Raw genomic sequence first — 21,237 nt, 5'->3', positions numbered from 1 at the left:
AAAATTATGGCTAACGCAATTGTAGAAAAAGCTAAAGAGAGAATGACCCAGTCTCACCAATCACTTGCTCGTGAATTTGGTGGTATCCGTGCCGGTCGTGCCAACGCAAGCTTGCTAGACCGTATCCACGTAGAATACTACGGAGTCGAAACTCCTCTTAACCAAATCGCTTCAATTACCATTCCAGAAGCGCGTGTCTTGTTGGTAACACCATTTGACAAGTCTTCATTGAAAGACATCGAACGTGCCTTGAACGCTTCTGATCTTGGTATCACCCCAGCTAATGACGGTTCTGTGATCCGCTTGGTTATCCCAGCTCTTACAGAAGAGACTCGTCGTGACCTTGCCAAAGAAGTGAAGAAGGTCGGTGAGAATGCTAAAGTGGCTGTCCGCAATATCCGTCGCGATGCTATGGACGAAGCTAAAAAACAAGAAAAAGCAAAAGAAATCACTGAAGACGAATTGAAGACTCTTGAAAAAGAAATTCAAAAAGTAACAGACGATGCTGTGAAACACATCGACGACATGACTGCCAATAAAGAAAAAGAACTCTTGGAAGTCTAAAAATAAACAGAAAAACTCAGTTGGCATTGCTGGCTGAGTTTTATTCGAAAGAAGGAAATATGAATACAAATCTTGCAAGTTTTATCGTTGGACTCATCATCGATGAAAATGACCGTTTTTACTTTGTGCAAAAGGATGGTCAGACATATGCTCTTGCCAAGGAAGAAGGTCAACATACAGTAGGGGATACGGTCAAAGGTTTTACCTACACGGATATGAAGCAGAAACTCCGCCTGACAACCTTAGAAGTGACTGCCACTAAGGATCAATTTGGCTGGGGAACGGTAACAGAAGTTCGTAAGGACTTGGGTGTTTTTGTCGATACCGGTCTACCTGACAAGGAAATCGTAGTGTCACTTGATATTCTCCCTGAGCTCAAGGAACTATGGCCTAAGAAGGGTGACAAACTCTACATCCGTCTTGAAGTGGACAAGAAAGACCGAATCTGGGGACTCTTGGCTTATCAAGAAGACTTCCAACGACTGGCACGTCCTGCTTACAATAACATGCAGAACCAAAACTGGCCAGCCATTGTTTACCGTCTCAAGCTGTCAGGAACCTTTGTTTACCTACCAGAAAATAACATGCTTGGTTTCATTCACCCAAGTGAACGCTACGCAGAGCCACGTTTGGGGCAAGTTCTAGATGCGCGTGTCATCGGTTTCCGTGAAGTAGACCGTACTTTGAACCTCTCCCTCAAACCACGTTCCTTTGAAATGTTGGAAAATGATGCCCAGATGATTTTGACCTACTTGGAAAGCAATGGCGGTTTCATGACCTTAAATGATAAGTCATCTCCTGATGACATCAAGGCAACCTTTGGCATCTCAAAAGGCCAGTTCAAGAAAGCACTCGGCGGCTTGATGAAGGCTGGTAAAATCAAGCAAGACCAGTTTGGGACAGAGTTGATTTAAACCTTATAGACATGATAAAGAAACTTGAAGAAATGAGTTTAGAGGAACTCTGGCAACTTTTTCCTATTTTTCTAGTAGAGCACAAGTCAGAGTGGAAAGACTGGTATGAATCGGAAAAAACAAGTCTGAAAAAAATATTGGGTGCAAACGTTATTAAAAGAATAGAACATATCGGTAGCACTGCTATCCCTAATATTTGGGCCAAAAATATCGTTGATATTCTGCTAGAAGTAGGTAAAATAGAGGATTTAGCAAGAGTTAGGGATTTATTGGTGAAGAATGGTTGGCTAGTGATGTCGGAGAGTCCTACCAGGATTTCGCTAAATAAAGGATATACAGAACAGGGATTTGCTGAGAAAGTCTTTCATCTACATTTGCGAATGACGGGAGATTATAACGAGATTTATTTTAGAGATTATCTCTGCCAGCATCCAGATATCGCCCAAGCGTATCAGGAATTAAAACTAAGTTTGTGGAAAAAATTTGAACACAATCGAGACGCCTATACAGATGCGAAAACAGATTTTATAAACCATTACGTTTCAGAGGCTAAGTCCAGTAATTTTCAAGAATCAGAAAAGTGTCATTAAAAAACTCTTGATAGGAGAAAGAATTGAGAAAATCATTTTATACATGGCTTATGACTGAACGCAATCCGAAAAGTAATAGCCCCAAAGCTATTTTGGCAGACCTTGCTTTTGAGGAGTCAGCCTTCCCAAAACACACGGATGATTTTGATGAGGTGAGTCGCTTTTTGGAGGAGCATGCCAGTTTCTCTTTTAACCTAGGAGACTTTGACGCAATCTGGCAAGAATACTTAGAACACTAGAGACAATGAGATGAGGCTAGTATTTTATTGTTCTCTTTGCTATAATAAAAAGAAATAAACGGATTAGAGAGGTTCTTTATTTGAAGGAACATTCAATAGACATTCAACTAAGTCATCCAGATGACCTGTTTCATCTTTTTGGTTCCAATGAGCGCCATCTTCGTTTGATGGAAGAAGAGCTCGATGTGGTGATTCATGCTCGTACGGAAATTGTTCAGGTTATCGGAGAAGAGTTTGCCTGTGAGGAAGCCCGTCAGGTTATCCAAGCCTTGATGGTCTTGGTGAATCGGGGGATGACGGTTGGCACGCCAGATGTGGTGACTGCGATTAGCATGGTCAAAAACGATGAAATCGACAAGTTTGTCGCCCTTTACGAAGAAGAAATTATCAAAGACAATACAGGGAAGCCGATTCGTGTCAAAACCCTGGGGCAAAAGCTTTATGTGGACAGTGTCAAACAGCATGATGTGACCTTTGGAATCGGACCAGCAGGGACAGGGAAGACATTTCTTGCAGTGACTTTGGCAGTAACTGCCCTTAAACGTGGGCAAGTCAAGCGGATTATCCTTACTCGTCCGGCAGTGGAAGCAGGCGAGAGTCTAGGATTTCTTCCGGGTGATCTTAAGGAGAAGGTCGATCCTTATCTTCGACCAGTTTATGATGCCTTGTATCAGATTCTCGGAAAAGACCAAACGACCCGTCTCATGGAGCGTGAAATTATTGAAATAGCGCCCCTTGCCTACATGCGTGGGAGGACCTTGGATGATGCCTTTGTCATTCTCGATGAAGCACAAAATACGACCATCATGCAGATGAAGATGTTCCTGACTCGTTTAGGATTTAATTCGAAGATGATTGTCAATGGAGATATCAGCCAGATTGACCTACCACGTAATGTTAAGTCCGGTTTGATTGATGCCCAAGAAAAACTCAAGAACATCCACCAAATCGACTTTGTTCATTTTTCAGCTAAGGATGTGGTTCGTCATCCAGTTGTCGCTCAGATTATCCGAGCTTATGAACCAGCTCCAGTTAAGGTTGAAGAAAAGAAGGAATAAACAGAATAGCAAAAAAAGCAGTTCAGATGTGAACTGCTCTTTTTTAATGAGTGTCTAGCTTTAAACAAGTTCGTCGATAGAAGTATGATCTTTATCGAGTCCTTGAGCAACTGGTAGGCTAGTTAAGTAACCTTTATAAGTGGTCACACCTTGACGTAAGCCCTCATCTTCAGAGATTGCTTGTGCGAACCCTTTGCCGGCCAAAGCTTCGATATAAGGAAGAGTGACATTGGTTAGGGCGATAGTAGAGGTACGAGCAACTGCACCAGGGATATTGGCAACGGCATAGTGGAGAACACCGTATTTTTCATAGACAGGTTCATCGTGCGTTGTCACACGGTCAGCTGTCTCGATAACACCACCTTGGTCAACAGCAACGTCAACGATGACAGATCCTGGACGCATTTGTTTGACCATCTCATCTGTCACCAATTTCGGTGCTTTGGCACCAGGAATGAGAACTGCACCAATCACCACATCAGCATCTCTCACACTTGCTTCAATATTGAAAGAATTAGACATAAGAGTTTGAATTTGATTTCCAAAGACTTCTTCTAGAACTGAGAGACGTTTCGCACTGATATCTAAAATAGTCACTTGAGCACCAAGACCAAGGGCGATGCGGGCAGCATGTGTACCGACGACACCACCACCGATGATGGTTACTTTTCCTTTTGGAACACCTGGTACACCACCAAGTAGAACACCAGAGCCACCAGCTTGCTTAGTAAGGAAGTGAGCTCCGATTTGAACAGCCATACGACCTGCAACCTCACTCATTGGAACGAGGAGCGGTAGTTGTCCTTGATTGTCACGAACAGTTTCATAGGCAATTCCTGTTGTTTTTGCTGCTAACATAGCTTCTGCTAATTCTGGAGCGGCGGCCATGTGCAAGTAGGTGAAGAGGAGAAGATCGTCGCGCAAATAACCATATTCAGAAGCTAGTGGTTCTTTTACTTTTACGACCAACTCGGTAGCCCAGGCTTCGGCAGCAGTAGCGACAATCTCAGCTCCTTGCTTTTGATAGTCCGCATCAGTAAATCCTGAACCGAGACCAGCATTTGTTTCGATGAGGACACGATGTCCACGGCTGACTAAACTGTGGACGCCAGCAGGAGTGAGGGCAACACGGTTTTCGTTATTTTTAATTTCTTTTGGGATTCCGATTAACATAGAGATAACCTACCTTTCAATTGACGGTCTTGTTTTGGTTGTCACATTCCAGTTCATAAATCAAAAATGTGATGGTTTTATTGTATATGAAACCGCTTCAAAAATCAAGAAAAACTTGTCATCCAAATTTATTTATGCTAGACTAGTGAGAATCAAGCTCTAATGGAGGGAAAAGTATGGAATCAATATTTGTGAAATTTGCCCAGTATCCAACTATAGAAACGAAGCGTTTATTGCTCCGACCTGTAACCTTGGATGATGCAGAAGCTATGTTTGAGTATGCTTCAGACAGAGAAAATACACGATACACTTTTCCAACAAATCAAAGCTTAGAAGAAACTAAGAACAACATTGCTCAGTTTTACTTGTCTAATCCCTTGGGCCGTTGGGGAATCGAATTAAAAAGCAATGGTCAGTTTATTGGAACTATTGATTTGCACAAGATTGACCACATTCTCAAAAAAGCAGCTATTGGTTATATTATCAACCAAAAGTATTGGAATCAAGGATTGACGACAGAAGCCAATCGCGCCGTTATTGAGCTGGCTTTTGAGAAGATTGGAATGAACAAGTTGACTGCCCTTCACGATAAGGACAATCCCGCATCAGGAAAGGTCATGGAGAAATCAGGTATGCGCTTTTCCCACGAAGAACCCTATGCCAGAATGGATAATAAAGAACCAGGTCGAATGATCACAAGAGTTCATTATGTCTTGACTAAGGAAGATTATTTTGCAAATAAGTAAGCAGTTGAAAAGATTTTTCAGCTGTTTTTTTCTTCCTCTTACGAATAATCTAAGAGAGGAGAAAATATGGAAGCAATTATAGAGAAAATCAAAGAGTATAAAATCATTGCCATCTGTGCTGGTTTGGGTTTGGCCTTGGGCGGATTTTTCCTACTAAAGCCATCTACACAGACATCCGTCACAGAAACAAATTTGCAGGCTGAAGTTGCCACTGTTTCAAAGGATTCATCGTCTGAAAAAGAAGTGAAAAAGGAAGAAAAGGAAGAGTCTGCTGAACAAGATCTAATCACAGTAGATGTCAAAGGTGCTGTTAAATCGCCAGGGATTTATGATTTGCCAGTAGGAAGTCGGGTTCATGATGCCGTTCAGAAAGCTGGTGGATTGACAGAGGAGGCAGATAGCAAGTCGCTCAATCTAGCACAGAAAGTCAGTGACGAGGCTCTTGTCTATGTTCCAACTAAGGGAGAAGAAGCAGCTAGCCAGCAGGTTGCCTCTGGAACGACTCCTTCGACAAGTAAAGAAAAGAAGATCAACCTTAATAAAGCTAGTCTGGAAGAACTAAAACAGGTCAAAGGCTTGGGAGGAAAACGAGCCCAGGATATTATCGATCATCGTGAGGCAAATGGCAAGTTCAAGTCGGTTGATGAATTAAAGAAAGTCTCTGGTATTGGCGCTAAGACTATAGAAAAACTAAAAGATTATGTCACAGCGGATTAAGAATTTCCCTATTCCTCTAATCTATCTGAGTTTTCTATTGCTCTGGCTTTACTATGCCATTTTTGGAGCGTCCTATCTCGCACTGCTAGGTTTTGTGTTTTTGCTCGTCTGTCTCTTTTTCCAATTTCCTTGGAAATCGGCTAGTAAAGTTCTAGCGATTTGTGGAGTTTTTGGTTTTTGGTTTTTGTTTCAAAACTGGCAACAGACACAAGCTAATCAAAACCTAGTGGATTCTGTTGAAAGGGTACGGATTTTGCCTGACACTATTAAGGTCAATGGAGAAAGTCTGTCCTTTCGGGGCAAGGCTGAGGGTCGCACCTTCCAAGTTTACTATAAACTCCAGTCTGAGGAGGAGAAAGAGCAATTTCAAGCCTTGACAGACCTTCACGAGATAGAGCTAGAAGGAACAGTCTCTGAGCCTGAAGGGCAGAGAAATTTTGGTGGATTTGACTACCGAGCCTATCTGAAGACTCAGGGGATTTACCAGACACTGACTATCAAGAGCATCCAGTCACTTAAACAGGTTAGCAGTTGGGATATAGGAGAAAATCTGTCTAGTTTACGTCGAAAGGCAGTAGTTTGGATCAAGATGCACTTTCCAGATCCTATGCGCAACTATATGACAGGGCTCTTGCTGGGACATCTAGATACGGATTTCGAGGAGATGAATGAGCTCTATTCCAGTCTTGGAATTATCCATCTATTTGCCTTGTCAGGTATGCAAGTGGGCTTTTTTATGGATGCCTTTAAGAAACTCCTCTTGCGATTGGGCTTGACCCAAGAAAAGTTGAAGTTGCTAACCTATCCCTTTTCTCTTATCTATGCAGGTCTGACAGGATTTTCAGCTTCGGTCATTCGCAGTCTCTTGCAAAAGTTACTGGCCCAGCATGGTGTTAAGGGTTTGGATAATTTTGCCTTGACGATCCTTGTCCTCTTTATCATCATGCCCAACTTTTTCTTGACAGCAGGAGGAGTCTTGTCCTGCGCATACGCTTTTATCTTGACCATGACTAGTAAAGAAGGGGAGGGACTCAAGGCTGTTGCTAGAGAAAGTCTGGTCATTTCCTTGGGAATATTGCCTATTCTATCCTTCTATTTTGCAGAATTTCAGCCTTGGTCTATCCTTTTGACCTTTGTCTTTTCCTTTCTGTTTGATGTGGTCTTCTTGCCACTTTTGTCCATCTTATTCATTCTGTCTTTTGTTTACCCAGTCACTCAGTTTAACTTTGTCTTTGAGTGGTTGGAGGGCGTCATTCGCTTGGTATCGCAGCTGGCAAGTAGGCCCCTGGTCTTTGGTCAACCCAACGCATGGCTGTTGATTCTACTGTTAATTTCCTTGGCAATACTGTATGATTTTAGGAAAAACATCAAAAGAGTAGCTGGAGTCAGCTTATTGATTATAGGTCTCTTTCTCCTGACCAAGCATCCACTGGAAAATGAAATCACCATGCTAGATGTGGGGCAAGGAGAAAGTATTTTTCTACGGGATGTAACTGGTAAAACAATACTCATAGATGTGGGCGGTAAGGAAGAGTCTACTAAGAAAATCGAGGCTTGGCAAGAAAAGGTGACAACCAGCAATGCCCAGAGAACCTTGATTCCCTATCTTAAAAGTCGAGGAGTAGACAAGATTGACCAGCTGATTTTGACCAATACAGACAAGGAGCATGTTGGTGATTTACTGAAGGTGACCAAGGCTTTCCATGTTGGGGAGATTTTAGTATCAAAAGGAAGTCGGACACAGAAGGAATTTGTAGCGGAGCTAGAAGCAAGTCAAAACAAGGTACGTAGTGTGACAGCTGGGGAGAATTTCCCGATTTTTGGCAGTTACTTAGAAGTCCTATCCCCAAGGAAGATTGGAGATGGGAATCGTGATGATTCTCTGGTTCTTTATGGAAAACTTTTGGATAAGCACTTTCTCTTCACAGGAAATTTGAAAGAGAAGGGAGAGAAGGACTTGCTGAAGCACTATCCAGACTTGAAGGTGGATGTTTTGAAAGCTGGCCAGCATGGTGCTAAAACCTCATCCAATCCAGTTTTCCTCGAAAAACTCAAACCAGAAATTACTCTCATTTCAGTTGGAAAGAGCAATCGTGCGAAACTCCCCCATCAGGAAACTTTGACACGACTAGAAACCATCAAGAGTAAGATTTACCGAACTGACCAGCAAGGGGCTATCCGCTTTAAAGGATGGAATAGTTGGAGAATTGAAACAGTACGATAAAGTAGACAAAGTTTTTAAAAAATTGACTTTTTATCTTGACAAGGGATAGAAAACTTGGTATCATATAAAAGTTGAGAAAAGCAGAAGTGAGAGCTTCTCGCCTTGTGACATCAAGTTGCCTGGCCCTACGGATGAAAAGTTTCTAAGAAACGCTATCATAACGTGCGGGCTTGTATTATTACGAGTCCGCTATTGTTTTTCTCTAATAATAAAAAAGAGGTGAAAACCATAGCAAAGCAAGACTTATTCATCAATGATGAAATTCGTGTACGTGAAGTTCGCTTGATCGGTCTTGAGGGAGAACAGCTAGGCATCAAGCCACTCAGCGAAGCGCAAGCATTGGCTGATAGTGCAAATGTTGACTTAGTATTGATTCAACCCCAAGCAAAACCGCCTGTTGCTAAGATTATGGACTACGGTAAGTTCAAATTTGAGTATCAGAAAAAGCAAAAAGAACAACGTAAAAAACAAAGTGTTGTTACTGTGAAAGAAGTTCGTCTGAGTCCAACTATCGACAAGGGTGACTTTGACACAAAACTTCGCAATGCACGCAAGTTCCTTGAAAAAGGAAATAAAGTTAAGGTATCTATTCGCTTTAAAGGGCGTATGATCACCCATAAAGAGATTGGTGCAAAAGTTTTAGCTGAGTTTGCTGAAGCAACACAAGATATTGCGATCATCGAACAACGAGCTAAGATGGATGGACGCCAAATGTTCATGCAGTTGGCGCCAGCAACTGACAAAAAATAATTGTCAGAAAGTTAAATAAAGGAGAAAAAATCATGCCAAAACAAAAAACACACCGCGCATCAGCTAAACGTTTCAAACGTACAGGTTCTGGTGGACTTAAACGTTTCCGTGCTTACACTTCTCACCGTTTCCACGGAAAAACTAAGAAACAACGTCGTCATCTTCGTAAAGCATCTATGGTGCATTCAGGAGATTTCAAACGTATCAAAGCAATGCTTACTCGCTTGAAATAATAGCCTAACAGTAAGTAAACAATTCTAGGAAATATTTGGAGGAAATAAAACATGGCACGTGTTAAAGGTGGCGTTGTATCACGCAAACGTCGTAAACGTATTCTTAAATTAGCAAAAGGTTACTATGGAGCTAAACACATCTTGTTCCGTACTGCAAAAGAACAAGTAATGAACTCTTACTACTATGCATACCGTGACCGTCGTCAGAAAAAACGTGACTTCCGTAAATTGTGGATCACTCGTATCAATGCGGCAGCTCGTTTGAACGGACTTTCATACTCACAATTGATGCATGGTTTGAAATTGGCTGAGATCGAAGTTAACCGTAAAATGCTTGCTGACTTGGCTGTTAACGATGCAGCAGCTTTCACAGCTCTTGCAGATGCAGCTAAAGCAAAACTTGGTAAATAATAATTGATAAGACTGGAACAGGATTGTCCCAGTCTTTTTAAAAATAAAGGAGAATATATGGCTTCAAAAATGCTACACACTTGCTTGCGAGTAGAAAACCTTGAAAAATCGATTGCTTTTTATCAAGATGCTTTTGGATTTAAAGAATTACGTCGCAGAGATTTTCCAGATCATGCTTTCACTATTGTCTATCTAGGACTTGAGGGTGATGACTACGAGTTGGAATTGACCTATAACTACGATCACGGTCCTTATGTGGTAGGAGATGGCTTCGCCCATATCGCTCTCAGCACACCTGATCTTGAGGCCCTACATCAAGAACATAGCGCTAAAGGCTATGAGGTGACAGCTCCTAATGGACTTCCAGGAACTCAACCAAACTATTACTTTGTCAAGGATCCTGATGGCTACAAGGTCGAAGTCATTCGTGAAAAATAATCCAGTAAGATCAAGTAGAATGTTCGTTTTCTACTTGACTTTTTTTCTTTGAAAGAGTATACTAATACAAATTTAACCTTTAAGGGGAGTCCAGAGAGACTCACAAGGTGTCAGATAAAAGGGATAGGGGACTCTCTGTGGAGACTTTTTAAGTGTGCGCATGAGTTCTAGCCTAACCCAACTGAGGCCTTGCATTAGCAAGGCCTTTTCTTTATCTGGTCCCCTTAAATTTAAGGAGGAAAAGTCATGAATCCCACATGTAAGAAACGTTTGGGTGCCATTCGTTTGGAAACCATGAAGGTGGCTGCACAAGAGGAAATTGCGCCAGCAATCTTTGAATTAGTCCTAGAAGGGGAGATGGTTGAAGCCATGCGAGCAGGCCAATTTCTTCATCTGCGTGTGCCTGATGATGCCCATCTCTTACGCCGTCCTATTTCAATTTCGTCTATTGACAAGATCAAGAAGCAGTGTCACCTCATTTATCGGATTGAGGGAGCTGGGACCGCTATTTTTTCAACATTAAGTCAGGGAGATACTCTTGATGTGATGGGGCCTCAGGGAAATGGTTTTGACTTGTCTGATTTAGACAATCAGAGTCAAGTTCTCCTCGTTGGTGGGGGAATTGGTGTTCCGCCCTTGCTTGAGGTGGCTAAGGAATTGCATGCGCGTGGGGTGAAAGTAGTGACAGTCCTCGGTTTTGCCAACAAGGATGCTGTGATTCTCGAAACAGAATTGACCCAATATGGTCAGGTTTTTGTTACGACAGATGATGGTTCTTATGGCATTAAGGGAAATGTGTCAGTCGTCATCAATGACTTAGACAGTCAATTTGATGCTGTTTACTCATGTGGAGCTCCTGGAATGATGAAGTACATCAATCAAAAATTTTATAATCACCCAAGAGCCTATCTATCTCTAGAATCTCGTATGGCTTGTGGGATGGGGGCCTGCTATGCCTGTGTCCTAAAAGTCCCAGATAGTGAAACCGTCAGCCAACGTGTCTGTGAAGATGGCCCTGTTTTCCGCACAGGAACAGTTGTATTATAAGGAGAAAATCATGACTAGAAATCGTTTACAAGTTTCTCTCCCTGGCTTGGATTTGAAAAATCCGATTATTCCAGCATCAGGCTGTTTTGGTTTCGGCCAAGAGTATGCCAAGTACTATGATTTAGACCTTCTAGGCTCCATTATGATCAAGGCGACGACACTTGAACCCCGTTTTGGCAATCCAACTCCAAGGGTGGCAGAAACACCTGCTGGTATGCTCAATGCAATCGGTCTGCAAAATCCTGGTTTAGAAGCTGTTTTAGCTGAAAAACTGCCTTGGTTGGAAAGAGAGTATCCAACACTTCCTATCATCGCTAATGTTGCAGGCTTTTCAAAACAAGAGTACGCTGACGTTTCTCAGGGGATTTCCAAGGCAGCCAATGTAAAAGCTATCGAGCTCAATATCTCCTGCCCCAACGTAGATCACGGCAATCATGGACTTTTGATTGGGCAAGATCCTGATCTAGCTTATGAAGTGGTAAAGGCAGCTGTGGAAGCCTCTGATGTGCCAGTTTATGTTAAGTTAACCCCTAGTGTGACGGATGTTGTCACCATCGCAAAAGCTGCAGAAGATGCGGGAGCAAGTGGCTTAACCATGATCAATACTCTAGTCGGTATGCGCTTTGACCTCAAAACCAGAAAACCAATCCTAGCCAATGGAACAGGTGGAATGTCTGGACCAGCAGTCTTTCCAGTAGCCCTCAAACTCATCCGCCAAGTGGCCCAAACAACTGACCTGCCTATCATTGGAATGGGGGGAGTGGATTCAGCTGAAGCAGCGCTAGAAATGTATCTGGCTGGGGCATCTGCCATCGGAGTTGGAACAGCCAACTTTACCAATCCTTATGCCTGTCCTGATATCATCGAACATTTACCAAAAGTCATGGACAAATATGGCATTAGCAGCTTGGAAGATCTCCGTCAGGAAGTCAAAGCCAGTCTGAGATAAGCTAGAACTTCCTTATCCTCAACAAGACACAGAATCTTCATCAATTTGTAATATTTCCGTTGGTTAACTATGTTACAATAGGGTTTAGAAAACATTATTGGAGCATTTAAATGAAACGATGGAAAGTGGCCCTAGTAAGTGCTGGCTTATTGGGGTGTTTTTTTACTGTACTAGAAACAGCTAAAGCAGATGAAGGGACTTGGAAAGGAAAGACCTACCTCAAAGCTGATGGAAAACCAGTAACCAACCAATGGATCTTTGACCAAACGTATCAGAATTGGTTTTATCTTAAGGCTGATGGACAACGTGCAGAAAACGGCTGGTTGACTGTTGGTGGTAAGGATTACTATTTTAACGAGACCGGAAAATTAGCCACAAAAACTTGGATCAACCAGTACTATGTGGCTGAAAGTGGTGCTAGGGTCAAGAATCAATGGGTGTTCGACCAAGAAAAACAATCCTGGTATTATCTCAAGTCTGATGGTCAGAAAGCTCAAAATGAGTGGATCCAACAAGGTCAGGAAAAATATTACCTTAAAGAAGATGGGAAAATGGCCAAAGATGAGTGGGTCACTCAAGGTGGAAACCAATACTACGTTAATTCTCAAGGTAAAATGCTGAAAAGTACTTGGCTTGGTAAGAACTATTTGTCAGAAAATGGTAATAAGGTCAAACAAGGTTGGATTTATGATGATAACTATAGCAGTTGGTTCTACATTCAACAAGATGGTACCTATGCTGAAAATGGCTGGCGAACCATAGACGGAAAGGACTACCATTTCAAATTTGGAGGCTATCTTTCTACCGAGCGCTGGATTGGCCGCTTCTATGTTGCAAAGAGTGGAGCCAAACTGAAATCCGAATGGCTCTTTGATAAGAATTATGATTCTTGGTTTTACTTGAAAGCTGATGGTAGCTATGCCGAAAAAGGCTGGGAAACGATTAAAGGTAAAGATTACCATTTCAAATTTGGAGGCTATCTTTCTACTGAACGTTGGATTGACCGCTTCTATGTTGCTAAAAGTGGAGCTAAACTGAAATCGGAATGGCTCTTTGACAAGAATTATAACTCATGGTTTTACTTGAAAGCAGACGGAACCTATGCTGAAAAAGGCTGGGAAACGATCAAAGGCAAGGATTACCATTTCAAATCCGGTGGCTACCTCTCTACGGAAACTTGGATTGACCGCAGTTATGTGACGAGCAGTGGAGCAAAAGCTGGCAAAGGGTGGCTCTTTGACAAGAATTATAACTCTTGGTTCTATATTAACTCTGATGGAAATTATGCCAATAAAGAATGGCTCTGGGATAATGGTTATTACTATCTCAAATCTGGCGGTTATATGGCTGCAAGTGAGTGGGTGTGGTACAAGAACAATTGGTTCTACCTCAAGTCAAACGGGAAGATGGCTGAGAAAGAGCTTATCTACGATTCATCCGACCAATCATGGTACTACCTTAAATCAGGCGGTTATATGGCAAAAAACGAGACTGTAGATGGTCATACCTTGGATGCTTCCGGTAAATGGCATGTTGCGGATAAAACCAAATATTACAAAGTTAAACCCATCACAGCCTATGTCTACAGTGCATCTGGAGAAATCTTGAGTTACATTAATCAAGGAAGTATTGTTTCACTGGATAGCTCGACGCGAAAAGGCGGCCGACTTGCAGTTTCGATTTCTGGCTTGTCTGGCTATATGAATCAAAGTGATTTGACAGCAGTGGATGAAGGAAGCGAGTTTATCCCTCATTATACTAGTGATGGGAAATTCCTCTACCATGAACTCTCTCCATATACGAGTATCAAAGTAGCTCCACACACCTCTGCAATGATTATTGGTAAGAAGTACTACTCAACTGATGGAGAGCATTTTGATGGCTTTACCATTAAAAATCCTTTCCTTTATAAAAACTTGAGAGAACCAAGTAATTATAGTGCAGCTGAATTGGATAAACTGTATTCGATGATGAACTTGCAGGATAGTCCTCTTGCAGGTAAAGGAGCGACTTTCAAAGAAGCTGAGGAACGCTACGGTGTCAACGCCCTTTACTTGATGGCACATAGCGCTCTTGAAAGTGCGTGGGGACGCAGTCAAATTGCCAGAGATAAGAACAACTTCTTTGGTATTGCAGCCTATGATACTAGCCCATATCTATCAGCCAAGAGCTTTGATGATGTGGACAAAGGAATTCTCGGAGCGGCCAAGTGGATCCGTGAGAACTACATCGACTATGGTAGAGACCACCTTGGAAATAAAGCGACCGGAATGAATGTTCGCTATGCCTCAGATCCATACTGGGGTGAGAAGATAGCCAGCATCATGATGACTATCAACAGCAAACTTGGTGGGAAAGACTAATCAAAATAAACCAACGGTAACTACTGAAAAGTGGTTATCGTTTTTGTTTTGGACATTGGAGGAGAAATAGTATAATAACAGTCTCTTTAGTCTTGAATAATTAACAAAATGATAGTAGAATGAAAGAGGAGATATTAATCTAATCATTATATAAAAATAAAGGAGATTTTTATGAAAAAGCTACTATCCTTCTCAATTGCCTTGCTTTCAATCACAACCCTAGTTGCTTGTTCTGGACATAAGGCAGAATCAAAGGCCCCAGAAGAAAAAATTGAACAGAAGCAAAGCAAGTTTGATGAGAAGTTGTTTAAAGAAGCTGGACTCTTGCCTTTTAAAAATGAGAAGCAACTAGAACTTGGAGAATTAGATTCTAAATCACGCGCAACGGGTGCTCATATTCAACTTAAGGACAGCGATGAGCCAACTGAGAAGAGAGAGCCTAAGATAAGTTATAACCCAGTTGGTTGGCACAACTATAATTTTTATTATGGAGATGGCTCTAAAAAGGCTTGGTTGATGAATCGTGGTCATTTGATTGGGTACCAGTTTAGTGGATTAAACGATGAAAAGAGGAATCTGGTTCCAATGACTAACTGGCTAAATGCTGGAACTTATTATGGTACAGATAATACTAATCAAGAAAGTATGCTTTACTATGAGAATCGATTGGACTCTTGGTTGGCCAATCATCCGAACTACTATCTTGACTACAAGGTGACCCCAATCTATCAAAAAGATGAATTGATTCCGAGACAAATTGAATTGCAGTATGTGGGAATTGATGAAAATGGCAAACTCTTGGAGATCAAGTTGGGTGGTAGTAAAGAAAAGGTTGATCAGTATTCTGTGACGCATGTCGTTTTAGACAATGTTTCAGCTAATGCTGAAATCAATTATTTGGATGGTACTGCTAAGAATACAGTTGAAGATGCAAAGATAAAAGAAAAGGCTAAGAAGGAAGCTGAGGAAAAAGCCAAGAAAGAGGCTGAAGAAAAAGAAGCGGCTGAAAAGAAAGCAAAAGAAGAACAGGAAAAAGCTCGCCAAGCCGCACAAGAACAGGAAGAAAGCCAGGAATCAAACTCACAATCAACAAATTCAGGTGGCTACTTTAGAGATAGAAACGGAAGATGGCACAGACCAAATGGTAAATTCGCTTCTAAGAAAGAAATTAGAGAAGCCGGATTGCAGTGGTAGGAAGAATTTAGCAGATATACAGTCAAAAAGCCGTTGGAAAACGGTTTTTTGTTGCTTGTTTTGGTGTATTATAGTAAAATTGTGAAGATATTAAATACTTTTTGGAGATTGAAATGAAGAAAAAAATAACGATATTGTCAATGTGTCTAATCATAGGAATTTCTGGTCTGGGGTACTATTTCTTATCCTATGCGCCACATCAAGCTGCTGTAACTAAGTTTGAAGATGTAGTAAAGGATTTAAATGAAAAAAATGAAGAAGTTGAAGATCAAATAGCTGAGGCTGAAAAGGTTGTTGATAATGATGAAGAACCTCTTGATTCTAAGACATTGGAAGAATTGAAATCAACTATAAAGGATAGCAAAGATTCACTTCGTAAAGTACCAGAAATGGAGAAAGTGACTACTAAGATTGAGAAGCAAATTGAAGAATTAAGTCAACCATTAGATTATAGTGAAACAAAAAAGAATTTGTCTGAAAAATTGACTCACTATCAAAATAGCATTCTTCAATTAAAACAAATTACAAATCCTTCTAGTTCTTTTATTGAAGAAAGACTTAAAGAAATAGAATCAATTACTGGAGTACAATCTGTTACGGAGGATAATGACCCTAATAAAAAATTAAATAAACAAGGAGGATATACAGCGTCTGTATATTTCGTTGACAAGCAAGTGAATGAATCTGTAGAAGGCTCAGATATTGTTCAAAAAGGTAATGATGCTGGTGGAAATATAGAAGTTTATAAGACAAAAGAAGATGCAGAGAAACGCAATACTTATATTAGTGCTTTTGATGGAACTGCTTTGAATCCGGGATCACACTATGTTTATGGAACTGTATTAATTCGCACTTCGCACCATTTAACAGGAACGCAACAGAAAGAACTGACTGAGAAAATCTACAATAAATTAATTGAACTGAAATAATAAAAAAATTGGATAGCTATTTGTTTTATTGAACTAAGACACAGTCAAAAAGCCGTTGGAAAACGGTTTTTTGTTATAATTAAATGAAGAATGTAGAATTAAAGGAGAACATCATGACTTTTGAAGAAATCCTGCCTGGGTTAAAGGCTAAGAAAAAATATGTACGAACTGGTTGGGGAGGGGCAGAAAACTATGTCCAACTTTTTGACACCATCGAGCAAAACGGGGTTGCACTTGAAGTGACGCCTTATTTCCTAATCAACGTGTCTGGAGAAGGGGAAGGTTTTTCCATGTGGAGTCCGACACCTTGTGATGTTTTGGCGACGGATTGGGTAGAAGTGCATGACTAGACGCGTATTGATTACAGGAGTGAGCTCAGGTATCGGACTTGCTCAAGCTCGCCTCTTTTTAGAGAAGGGTTATCAAGTTTATGGTGTAGATCAGGGAGAAAATCCAGTTTTAGATGGTGATTTCCACTTTTTACAGAGAGATTTGACCTTGGACTTGGAGCCAATTTTTGACTGGTGCTCTCAGGTGGATATTTTGTGCAATACTGCAGGAGTTTTGGACGATTACAAACCCCTATTGGAACAATCAGCCCAGGAAATTCAAGAGATTTTTGAAATCAACTATGTGACTCCTGTTGAGTTGACTCGCTATTATTTGACGCAAATGCTGGAAAATAAAAAGGGAATTATCATCAATATGTGCTCCATCGCTTCGAGCCTAGCTGGCGGAGGTGGTCACGCCTATACCTCGTCTAAGCACGCCTTGGCGGGCTTTACCAAGCAGTTGGCTCTAGACTATGCTGAGGCTGGTATTCAGGTCTTTGGGATTGCTCCAGGAGCAGTCAAGACAGCCATGACTGCGGCCGACTTTGAACCAGGTGGATTGGCTGACTGGGTGGCTAGTGAAACGCCAATCAAGCGCTGGATTGAGCCAGAGGAAGTAGCAGAGCTTAGCCTTTTCTTGGCAAGCGGAAAAGTGAGCGCCATGCAAGGGCAAATCCTGACAGTGGATGGTGGCTGGAGTTTGAAGTGATGCTTTGGTACAGTTTGCATTGTTCACTATTGGAGGTTAAAGATGGAACAAGATATATTTGGATTTGAGTTTCCAAGTTTCTACCATCAGTTTTTATCAGAATGGGACGAAGTGGATCCTTATGAGATTGGTGACTCAGGTATCTGTTTATATGGTAAGGAGGATCTCTTAGAGCGTAATGAGACCTATCAGATAGAAGTAGATGAACCAGACTTCTTTATGATTGGTCAAGAGGGAGATTTGGCCTACTTTATCAAGAAAAATGCTGATGATTGCATTTATGAAAATGATTTGGGTGCTTTGGGCTCTTTAGAAATGCAAAAAGTTGCTGCAACTGTCTATGACTTTATTGACAAGGTCTTAGAAGAAAGATTGTAAAAACCGGAGGGATAATTATGCTGAGAGCAACAGATGCGAATGAGCCAATTACAAGAGAAGACCTTTTACAATTTGAGGAGAACCTTGGAAAGAAATTGCCGGAAGCCATGTTAAACTTTTATCTCAAGTACAATGGTGGTCAATCTTGTGTGTCTGGTGTTCATGATGACAAACATCTCTTTCCTTTCAATGCTTTTTATTCATTAGAGGAGATGAAGAAGGCCCTCAACTGGTTTGACGATGAGGTTGTTCCTGCTGGATTTCAGGCTAAAGACCTCCTTCATTTTGCCTATGATCCTGGGTCTGGAAACTATGCTCTGTCTCTAAGGGAAGAAGATTATGGCAAGGTTTACTACTATGTTTTAGAAGAAAGAGCTGAGATTTTTGGTCAATGGCTTTCATTTGAGGCTTTTCTGACTAGTTTTGTGGAAGGTGAGTAGAAATAAAAGGAGCAATCATGCGTAAATACCAATTCTTTTCACTAGCAGATATTTTAGAGCAAGTTAAGTTAGAACAATGTACTCAAGATGACTTTTGCCTCTATGACAATGATGAAGGGAATTTGGCTTTCGATAGCCTTTATTTTGGTGTCGGATTATCCAGTTGTAGTTGATGATAAAGATGTCTACCCTGTGGGAAGTAGTAGAGAGAAATCTTAATCTGGTATATTATGGTGAGCATCTGATAGATGTCCTTCTAGTGCATTGGATGAAAAGCCAGACGCAAGCCCTGAATACTTGGTCGATGCCTTAATTTATTATAATCAACATGATACTTTTATTCCCTTTGCCTAGTAACTAAGCTGGATTTGCATAGTTCTATTAAACATAAGCGAATACAGTAAGGAGTCAAGAAATGATAGATTACAAAATGGTAAATAAAAAAATTTCACCTTTTAAATTTTTAGTCCATGATGAAGAGACACAAAGTGTTCGAGGGTCGCTCATTTATTATCCTGATGGAGAATACAGACAGGAAGTATTCGACACTCGGGAAGATGAGGGATTCGAAGGAAATGGATACGATTGGGCATCTCTTGCTTTGATATTTTTAGAGGAAAAAATGCCTGAATTAAGCGAATCTATTGACTTTGATCCAGAAGGGAGTATGTTTTGTGCCTATTCTTCCAATATTGATGCCTTAGCAACATTTGCTTTAGGTTTTAAGGAGTTTTGCGACGATTCTGAGTCTATGATAGACTTGTTTAGTCGAGCAGAGTTAGATTAGCTGATTAGAAAAGCTTTAACTACTAGATATTTGACTAGGGAAAAGACACAAAGGAGTTAAGATGAAGCTGATAGAAGTATTTGAGCTAGTGGAAAATCATTCTGATTTAAAACCCTATGTAGAAAAAATATTAAAAAAGTACAAGAAGACCAACTGTTCCTATCTTGAGTCTCTTAATCACCTTGCTTATTTACTCTATCTATATGGTCAAAAAGAACTAGCTAAAAAGTTGTTAGATATTTTGCTACAAATTCCCTTTGAAGGAGATTATAATAGTTGGACCTTTGTTGAGAGTTCGATAGTCTTGTTGGCCTATATGGAAAAGCAGACGGAAAATCAGGTATCCATCTATCAAAATCTCCTTTTAAGTCCACTAGATTCTGGGGAGAAATCAACTAGAAAAATAAGAAGGAGAGTACATCAGAGATTTTTGAATGGTGATACTTTGGAACAAAAGCTTGCAAAAATCGAGCAAGCTTCGACCTTTACATCTGAAATTGAATGGCGCTTACTTTACTTAGCAGACTTGTTAAAACTCGAGTTGTTTAGTGCGGAATCAACTCTGGACGAGGCGGATATCCAGTCTAAAATAGAAGAACAAATCGAAAGATTACAAAGCTTTATCAAGGAGCAAGGTATTGTTAGCCTTTTCCCTTTTAAGGGATGAGGAAGTGTGGCTAAATTTAAAGGATGGAAAGAGGTGAATGGCTATGAAGAACCAGCTAGCCCTTAGCGGCGAGAAAATCGCTGAAAAAGTTTTTCCTCAGTTATTGCACCACGTCGGTATGATTCGTGGGGAATACTTACTGAGAGAGCTCAATCAAAACATCCTATTAGCAAGTTGTCAGCAATTTGTAAAAGATTATCTAGATACCATTTGCTCCTTGTACTCTGGTGAAGAGGTGTGGTATCGTTTTTCAGAATTAACGAATACAGAAGCTAATTGTCTAAAGGGGACTAAAGAGTATTTTGATGAAAATCATCCCTTATTTGGATATAGAGGGATAAGGCGTTTGCTGGCGTGTCCGAATGAATTTCAGGCTGAGGCAAATGTCGTTACAGAAGTTTATCATACAAATCCCAATCTGTCTGTTATCTTTCCTTTTGTCAATGATGCCGACCAATTAAAACAAGCTATTACAGTATTACGTCAGCATGGTTTTACTGGGAAAATCGGCACAATGATTGAATTACCGTCAGCTTATTTTGACTTGTACAGGATACTGGAAACGGGTATTTCAAAGATTATAGTTGGAATGAATGATTTGACTTCTTTTGTTTTTGCGACTGTGAGAAATAGTCAATGGCATGATATGGAAAGTCCCATTATGTTAGATATGCTAAGACAGATGCAGGATAAAGCGAAGATGAAAAAGATTGACTTTGCTGTAGCAGGCTATCTGAATGCTTCTTTCATACAAAAAATGAATCAGATGGGTATCAAGTGTATTATCCACTACAGTTCTATTCCAGAGATTTTTGATTTAGAGATTGATCATCCAGACCACCTCAAACGTGTAAAAGAAGAAAGTAAAAAATTACAAAGGAGCAACCCATGACACCGCAAGAAATGTGGAATGCATACAAGCAAATTAACCCCTCGATTGGAGATGAGATAGATGCCTGGGCTTTTGGAGTGGAAGCCGATGCCTTGGCAGATTTGGTTTTAAAAGGCGAAAAGACAGCAACCGCCTCAGTCTACGACCTCTACGCACTAGAAGACGAATCTCTTCCACAAGAAGGAACCTTCGATGTCATTTTAGACAGTCAAAATCGGGCTGTCTGCATTGTCGAAATTACCAAGGTTTCCGTTCAGCCTTTCAATCAAGTTTCTGCAGACCATGCCTACAAGGAAGGTGAGGGAGACAAATCTTTAGCCTATTGGCGCCAGGTTCATGAGGACTTTTTCACCGAGTGGATGAGGGAGGCTGGACTGACTTTTACACCTGACAGCAAGGTCGTTTTGGAAGAATTTCGCAAGGTCTACCCACTGTAGACTGTAGAAGGAAGAAAGTTTTGGAAATTACCGTCCAATCCTTTTTTCTAAAGCAA

At 40.9% G+C, this 21,237-nt stretch carries 27 protein-coding genes and 1 other annotated feature; of the genes, 26 read left to right on the top strand and 1 reads right to left on the bottom strand.

What is annotated here, in order from left to right; genetic code table 11:
* Positions 1 to 6 precede the first annotated feature (6 nt).
* From frr to KZX55_RS02440, 5 genes are all read left to right on the top strand, one after another.
* Complete coding sequence (gene frr, locus KZX55_RS02460) at positions 7 to 564, top strand: ribosome recycling factor (RefSeq protein ID WP_248023621.1); 558 nt, start codon at positions 7 to 9, stop codon at positions 562 to 564.
* Between the two features lie 59 nt (positions 565 to 623).
* Positions 624 to 1,478: a CvfB family protein gene (cvfB, locus tag KZX55_RS02455; protein WP_248023613.1), complete on the top strand. Its 855-nt coding sequence runs from the start codon at positions 624 to 626 to the stop codon at positions 1,476 to 1,478.
* An 11-nt stretch (positions 1,479 to 1,489) separates the two neighbouring features.
* Positions 1,490 to 2,068, top strand: coding sequence for a GrpB family protein (locus tag KZX55_RS02450; protein ID WP_248023602.1), 579 nt, complete (start codon positions 1,490 to 1,492; stop codon positions 2,066 to 2,068).
* Positions 2,069 to 2,091: 23 nt separating this feature from the next.
* Positions 2,092 to 2,307 carry a YozE family protein gene (locus KZX55_RS02445; RefSeq protein ID WP_001232084.1) on the top strand — a complete coding sequence of 72 codons (216 nt, stop codon included), beginning with the start codon at positions 2,092 to 2,094 and terminating at the stop codon, positions 2,305 to 2,307.
* Between the two features lie 80 nt (positions 2,308 to 2,387).
* Positions 2,388 to 3,365: a PhoH family protein gene (locus KZX55_RS02440; protein ID WP_248023600.1), complete on the top strand. Its 978-nt coding sequence runs from the start codon at positions 2,388 to 2,390 to the stop codon at positions 3,363 to 3,365.
* Between the two features lie 60 nt (positions 3,366 to 3,425).
* On the opposite strand, the gene ald is transcribed toward KZX55_RS02440, so the two are convergent.
* Entirely contained in the window at positions 3,426 to 4,538 is a 1,113-nt protein-coding gene (gene ald, locus KZX55_RS02435) for an alanine dehydrogenase (protein ID WP_248023597.1), read from the bottom strand.
* A 176-nt stretch (positions 4,539 to 4,714) separates the two neighbouring features.
* On the opposite strand from ald, the gene KZX55_RS02430 reads away from it, so the two are divergent.
* The 21 genes from KZX55_RS02430 (at position 4,715) to KZX55_RS02330 (ending at position 21,181) form a co-directional block, all read left to right on the top strand.
* The gene (locus KZX55_RS02430; protein ID WP_167266211.1) at positions 4,715 to 5,284 is read left to right on the top strand and encodes a GNAT family N-acetyltransferase; all 570 of its coding nucleotides are present in this window, start codon (positions 4,715 to 4,717) and stop codon (positions 5,282 to 5,284) included.
* 66 nt (positions 5,285 to 5,350) lie between these two features.
* The gene (locus KZX55_RS02425) at positions 5,351 to 6,001 is read left to right on the top strand and encodes a helix-hairpin-helix domain-containing protein (RefSeq protein WP_248023586.1); all 651 of its coding nucleotides are present in this window, start codon (positions 5,351 to 5,353) and stop codon (positions 5,999 to 6,001) included.
* Positions 5,985 to 8,225, top strand: a complete 2,241-nt coding sequence (locus tag KZX55_RS02420; protein WP_248023575.1) for a DNA internalization-related competence protein ComEC/Rec2 — start codon at positions 5,985 to 5,987, stop codon at positions 8,223 to 8,225. Before KZX55_RS02425 ends, KZX55_RS02420 begins: the two co-directional genes overlap by 17 nt.
* A 72-nt stretch (positions 8,226 to 8,297) precedes the next feature.
* Positions 8,298 to 8,429 (top strand) — a sequence feature (ribosomal protein L20 leader region).
* Positions 8,430 to 8,444: 15 nt separating this feature from the next.
* On the top strand, positions 8,445 to 8,975 hold the full coding sequence (gene infC, locus KZX55_RS02415; RefSeq protein ID WP_000848184.1) for a translation initiation factor IF-3: 531 nt from the start codon (positions 8,445 to 8,447) through the stop codon (positions 8,973 to 8,975).
* Between the two features lie 32 nt (positions 8,976 to 9,007).
* Positions 9,008 to 9,208, top strand: a complete 201-nt coding sequence (gene rpmI, locus KZX55_RS02410; protein WP_001125942.1) for a 50S ribosomal protein L35 — start codon at positions 9,008 to 9,010, stop codon at positions 9,206 to 9,208.
* A gap of 51 nt (positions 9,209 to 9,259) precedes the next feature.
* Positions 9,260 to 9,619, top strand: a complete 360-nt coding sequence (gene rplT / locus KZX55_RS02405) for a 50S ribosomal protein L20 (RefSeq protein WP_000124830.1) — start codon at positions 9,260 to 9,262, stop codon at positions 9,617 to 9,619.
* Between the two features lie 57 nt (positions 9,620 to 9,676).
* Positions 9,677 to 10,057 carry a lactoylglutathione lyase gene (gloA, locus tag KZX55_RS02400; protein WP_000157150.1) on the top strand — a complete coding sequence of 127 codons (381 nt, stop codon included), beginning with the start codon at positions 9,677 to 9,679 and terminating at the stop codon, positions 10,055 to 10,057.
* A 246-nt stretch (positions 10,058 to 10,303) separates the two neighbouring features.
* Positions 10,304 to 11,104 carry a dihydroorotate dehydrogenase electron transfer subunit gene (locus KZX55_RS02395; protein ID WP_248023573.1) on the top strand — a complete coding sequence of 267 codons (801 nt, stop codon included), beginning with the start codon at positions 10,304 to 10,306 and terminating at the stop codon, positions 11,102 to 11,104.
* Positions 11,067 to 12,053, top strand: coding sequence for a dihydroorotate dehydrogenase (locus tag KZX55_RS02390; RefSeq protein ID WP_248023571.1), 987 nt, complete (start codon positions 11,067 to 11,069; stop codon positions 12,051 to 12,053). Before KZX55_RS02395 ends, KZX55_RS02390 begins: the two co-directional genes overlap by 38 nt.
* A 110-nt stretch (positions 12,054 to 12,163) precedes the next feature.
* Positions 12,164 to 14,416 (top strand): glucosaminidase domain-containing protein, encoded by a 2,253-nt coding sequence (locus KZX55_RS02385; RefSeq protein ID WP_248023562.1) that lies wholly within the window; start codon positions 12,164 to 12,166, stop codon positions 14,414 to 14,416.
* A gap of 171 nt (positions 14,417 to 14,587) precedes the next feature.
* Positions 14,588 to 15,610, top strand: coding sequence for a DNA/RNA non-specific endonuclease (locus KZX55_RS02380; RefSeq protein WP_248023560.1), 1,023 nt, complete (start codon positions 14,588 to 14,590; stop codon positions 15,608 to 15,610).
* 113 nt (positions 15,611 to 15,723) lie between these two features.
* A complete protein-coding gene (locus KZX55_RS02375) occupies positions 15,724 to 16,539 on the top strand; it encodes an EbhA (RefSeq protein ID WP_248023558.1) in 816 nt (271 codons plus the stop codon).
* A gap of 113 nt (positions 16,540 to 16,652) precedes the next feature.
* Entirely contained in the window at positions 16,653 to 16,889 is a 237-nt protein-coding gene (locus KZX55_RS02370; protein ID WP_000141913.1) for a DUF2829 domain-containing protein, read from the top strand.
* The gene (locus KZX55_RS02365; protein WP_248023556.1) at positions 16,882 to 17,580 is read left to right on the top strand and encodes a 3-oxoacyl-ACP reductase; all 699 of its coding nucleotides are present in this window, start codon (positions 16,882 to 16,884) and stop codon (positions 17,578 to 17,580) included. Before KZX55_RS02370 ends, KZX55_RS02365 begins: the two co-directional genes overlap by 8 nt.
* A 42-nt stretch (positions 17,581 to 17,622) precedes the next feature.
* On the top strand, positions 17,623 to 17,958 hold the full coding sequence (locus tag KZX55_RS02360; RefSeq protein ID WP_248023555.1) for a hypothetical protein: 336 nt from the start codon (positions 17,623 to 17,625) through the stop codon (positions 17,956 to 17,958).
* 17 nt (positions 17,959 to 17,975) lie between these two features.
* Positions 17,976 to 18,398: an SMI1/KNR4 family protein gene (locus KZX55_RS02355; protein WP_248023553.1), complete on the top strand. Its 423-nt coding sequence runs from the start codon at positions 17,976 to 17,978 to the stop codon at positions 18,396 to 18,398.
* Between the two features lie 17 nt (positions 18,399 to 18,415).
* Entirely contained in the window at positions 18,416 to 18,571 is a 156-nt protein-coding gene (locus KZX55_RS02350) for a hypothetical protein (RefSeq protein ID WP_197018556.1), read from the top strand.
* Positions 18,572 to 18,813: 242 nt separating this feature from the next.
* Positions 18,814 to 19,185: an Imm51 family immunity protein gene (locus KZX55_RS02345; protein WP_000568346.1), complete on the top strand. Its 372-nt coding sequence runs from the start codon at positions 18,814 to 18,816 to the stop codon at positions 19,183 to 19,185.
* Positions 19,186 to 19,246: 61 nt separating this feature from the next.
* A complete protein-coding gene (locus tag KZX55_RS02340) occupies positions 19,247 to 19,852 on the top strand; it encodes a DUF6707 family protein (RefSeq protein ID WP_033584061.1) in 606 nt (201 codons plus the stop codon).
* A gap of 43 nt (positions 19,853 to 19,895) precedes the next feature.
* Positions 19,896 to 20,744, top strand: a complete 849-nt coding sequence (locus KZX55_RS02335) for a putative PEP-binding protein (RefSeq protein WP_033584228.1) — start codon at positions 19,896 to 19,898, stop codon at positions 20,742 to 20,744.
* On the top strand, positions 20,741 to 21,181 hold the full coding sequence (locus KZX55_RS02330; protein WP_248023551.1) for an ASCH domain-containing protein: 441 nt from the start codon (positions 20,741 to 20,743) through the stop codon (positions 21,179 to 21,181). Before KZX55_RS02335 ends, KZX55_RS02330 begins: the two co-directional genes overlap by 4 nt.
* Positions 21,182 to 21,237 lie beyond the last annotated feature (56 nt).

Origin of the sequence: Streptococcus halitosis (genome assembly GCF_023147855.1) — a bacterium.
In the GTDB taxonomy this organism is placed as follows: domain Bacteria; phylum Bacillota; class Bacilli; order Lactobacillales; family Streptococcaceae; genus Streptococcus; species Streptococcus halitosis_B.
The sequence above is the reverse complement of the archived record's forward strand: the minus strand, read 5'-3'. Positions and strand labels throughout refer to the sequence as shown.

Coding starts and splice junctions, on each gene's coding strand:
- frr (WP_248023621.1), top strand. CDS start 7: ATGGCTAACGCAATTGTAGAAAAAGCTAAAGAGAGAATGACCCAGTCT.
- cvfB (WP_248023613.1), top strand. CDS start 624: ATGAATACAAATCTTGCAAGTTTTATCGTTGGACTCATCATCGATGAA.
- KZX55_RS02450 (WP_248023602.1), top strand. CDS start 1,490: ATGATAAAGAAACTTGAAGAAATGAGTTTAGAGGAACTCTGGCAACTT.
- ald (WP_248023597.1), bottom strand. CDS start 4,538: ATGTTAATCGGAATCCCAAAAGAAATTAAAAATAACGAAAACCGTGTT.
- KZX55_RS02430 (WP_167266211.1), top strand. CDS start 4,715: ATGGAATCAATATTTGTGAAATTTGCCCAGTATCCAACTATAGAAACG.
- KZX55_RS02425 (WP_248023586.1), top strand. CDS start 5,351: ATGGAAGCAATTATAGAGAAAATCAAAGAGTATAAAATCATTGCCATC.
- KZX55_RS02420 (WP_248023575.1), top strand. CDS start 5,985: ATGTCACAGCGGATTAAGAATTTCCCTATTCCTCTAATCTATCTGAGT.
- rpmI (WP_001125942.1), top strand. CDS start 9,008: ATGCCAAAACAAAAAACACACCGCGCATCAGCTAAACGTTTCAAACGT.
- rplT (WP_000124830.1), top strand. CDS start 9,260: ATGGCACGTGTTAAAGGTGGCGTTGTATCACGCAAACGTCGTAAACGT.
- gloA (WP_000157150.1), top strand. CDS start 9,677: ATGGCTTCAAAAATGCTACACACTTGCTTGCGAGTAGAAAACCTTGAA.
- KZX55_RS02395 (WP_248023573.1), top strand. CDS start 10,304: ATGAATCCCACATGTAAGAAACGTTTGGGTGCCATTCGTTTGGAAACC.
- KZX55_RS02390 (WP_248023571.1), top strand. CDS start 11,067: ATGGCCCTGTTTTCCGCACAGGAACAGTTGTATTATAAGGAGAAAATC.
- KZX55_RS02385 (WP_248023562.1), top strand. CDS start 12,164: ATGAAACGATGGAAAGTGGCCCTAGTAAGTGCTGGCTTATTGGGGTGT.
- KZX55_RS02380 (WP_248023560.1), top strand. CDS start 14,588: ATGAAAAAGCTACTATCCTTCTCAATTGCCTTGCTTTCAATCACAACC.
- KZX55_RS02375 (WP_248023558.1), top strand. CDS start 15,724: ATGAAGAAAAAAATAACGATATTGTCAATGTGTCTAATCATAGGAATT.
- KZX55_RS02370 (WP_000141913.1), top strand. CDS start 16,653: ATGACTTTTGAAGAAATCCTGCCTGGGTTAAAGGCTAAGAAAAAATAT.
- KZX55_RS02365 (WP_248023556.1), top strand. CDS start 16,882: ATGACTAGACGCGTATTGATTACAGGAGTGAGCTCAGGTATCGGACTT.
- KZX55_RS02360 (WP_248023555.1), top strand. CDS start 17,623: ATGGAACAAGATATATTTGGATTTGAGTTTCCAAGTTTCTACCATCAG.
- KZX55_RS02355 (WP_248023553.1), top strand. CDS start 17,976: ATGCTGAGAGCAACAGATGCGAATGAGCCAATTACAAGAGAAGACCTT.
- KZX55_RS02350 (WP_197018556.1), top strand. CDS start 18,416: ATGCGTAAATACCAATTCTTTTCACTAGCAGATATTTTAGAGCAAGTT.
- KZX55_RS02345 (WP_000568346.1), top strand. CDS start 18,814: ATGATAGATTACAAAATGGTAAATAAAAAAATTTCACCTTTTAAATTT.
- KZX55_RS02340 (WP_033584061.1), top strand. CDS start 19,247: ATGAAGCTGATAGAAGTATTTGAGCTAGTGGAAAATCATTCTGATTTA.
- KZX55_RS02335 (WP_033584228.1), top strand. CDS start 19,896: ATGAAGAACCAGCTAGCCCTTAGCGGCGAGAAAATCGCTGAAAAAGTT.
- KZX55_RS02330 (WP_248023551.1), top strand. CDS start 20,741: ATGACACCGCAAGAAATGTGGAATGCATACAAGCAAATTAACCCCTCG.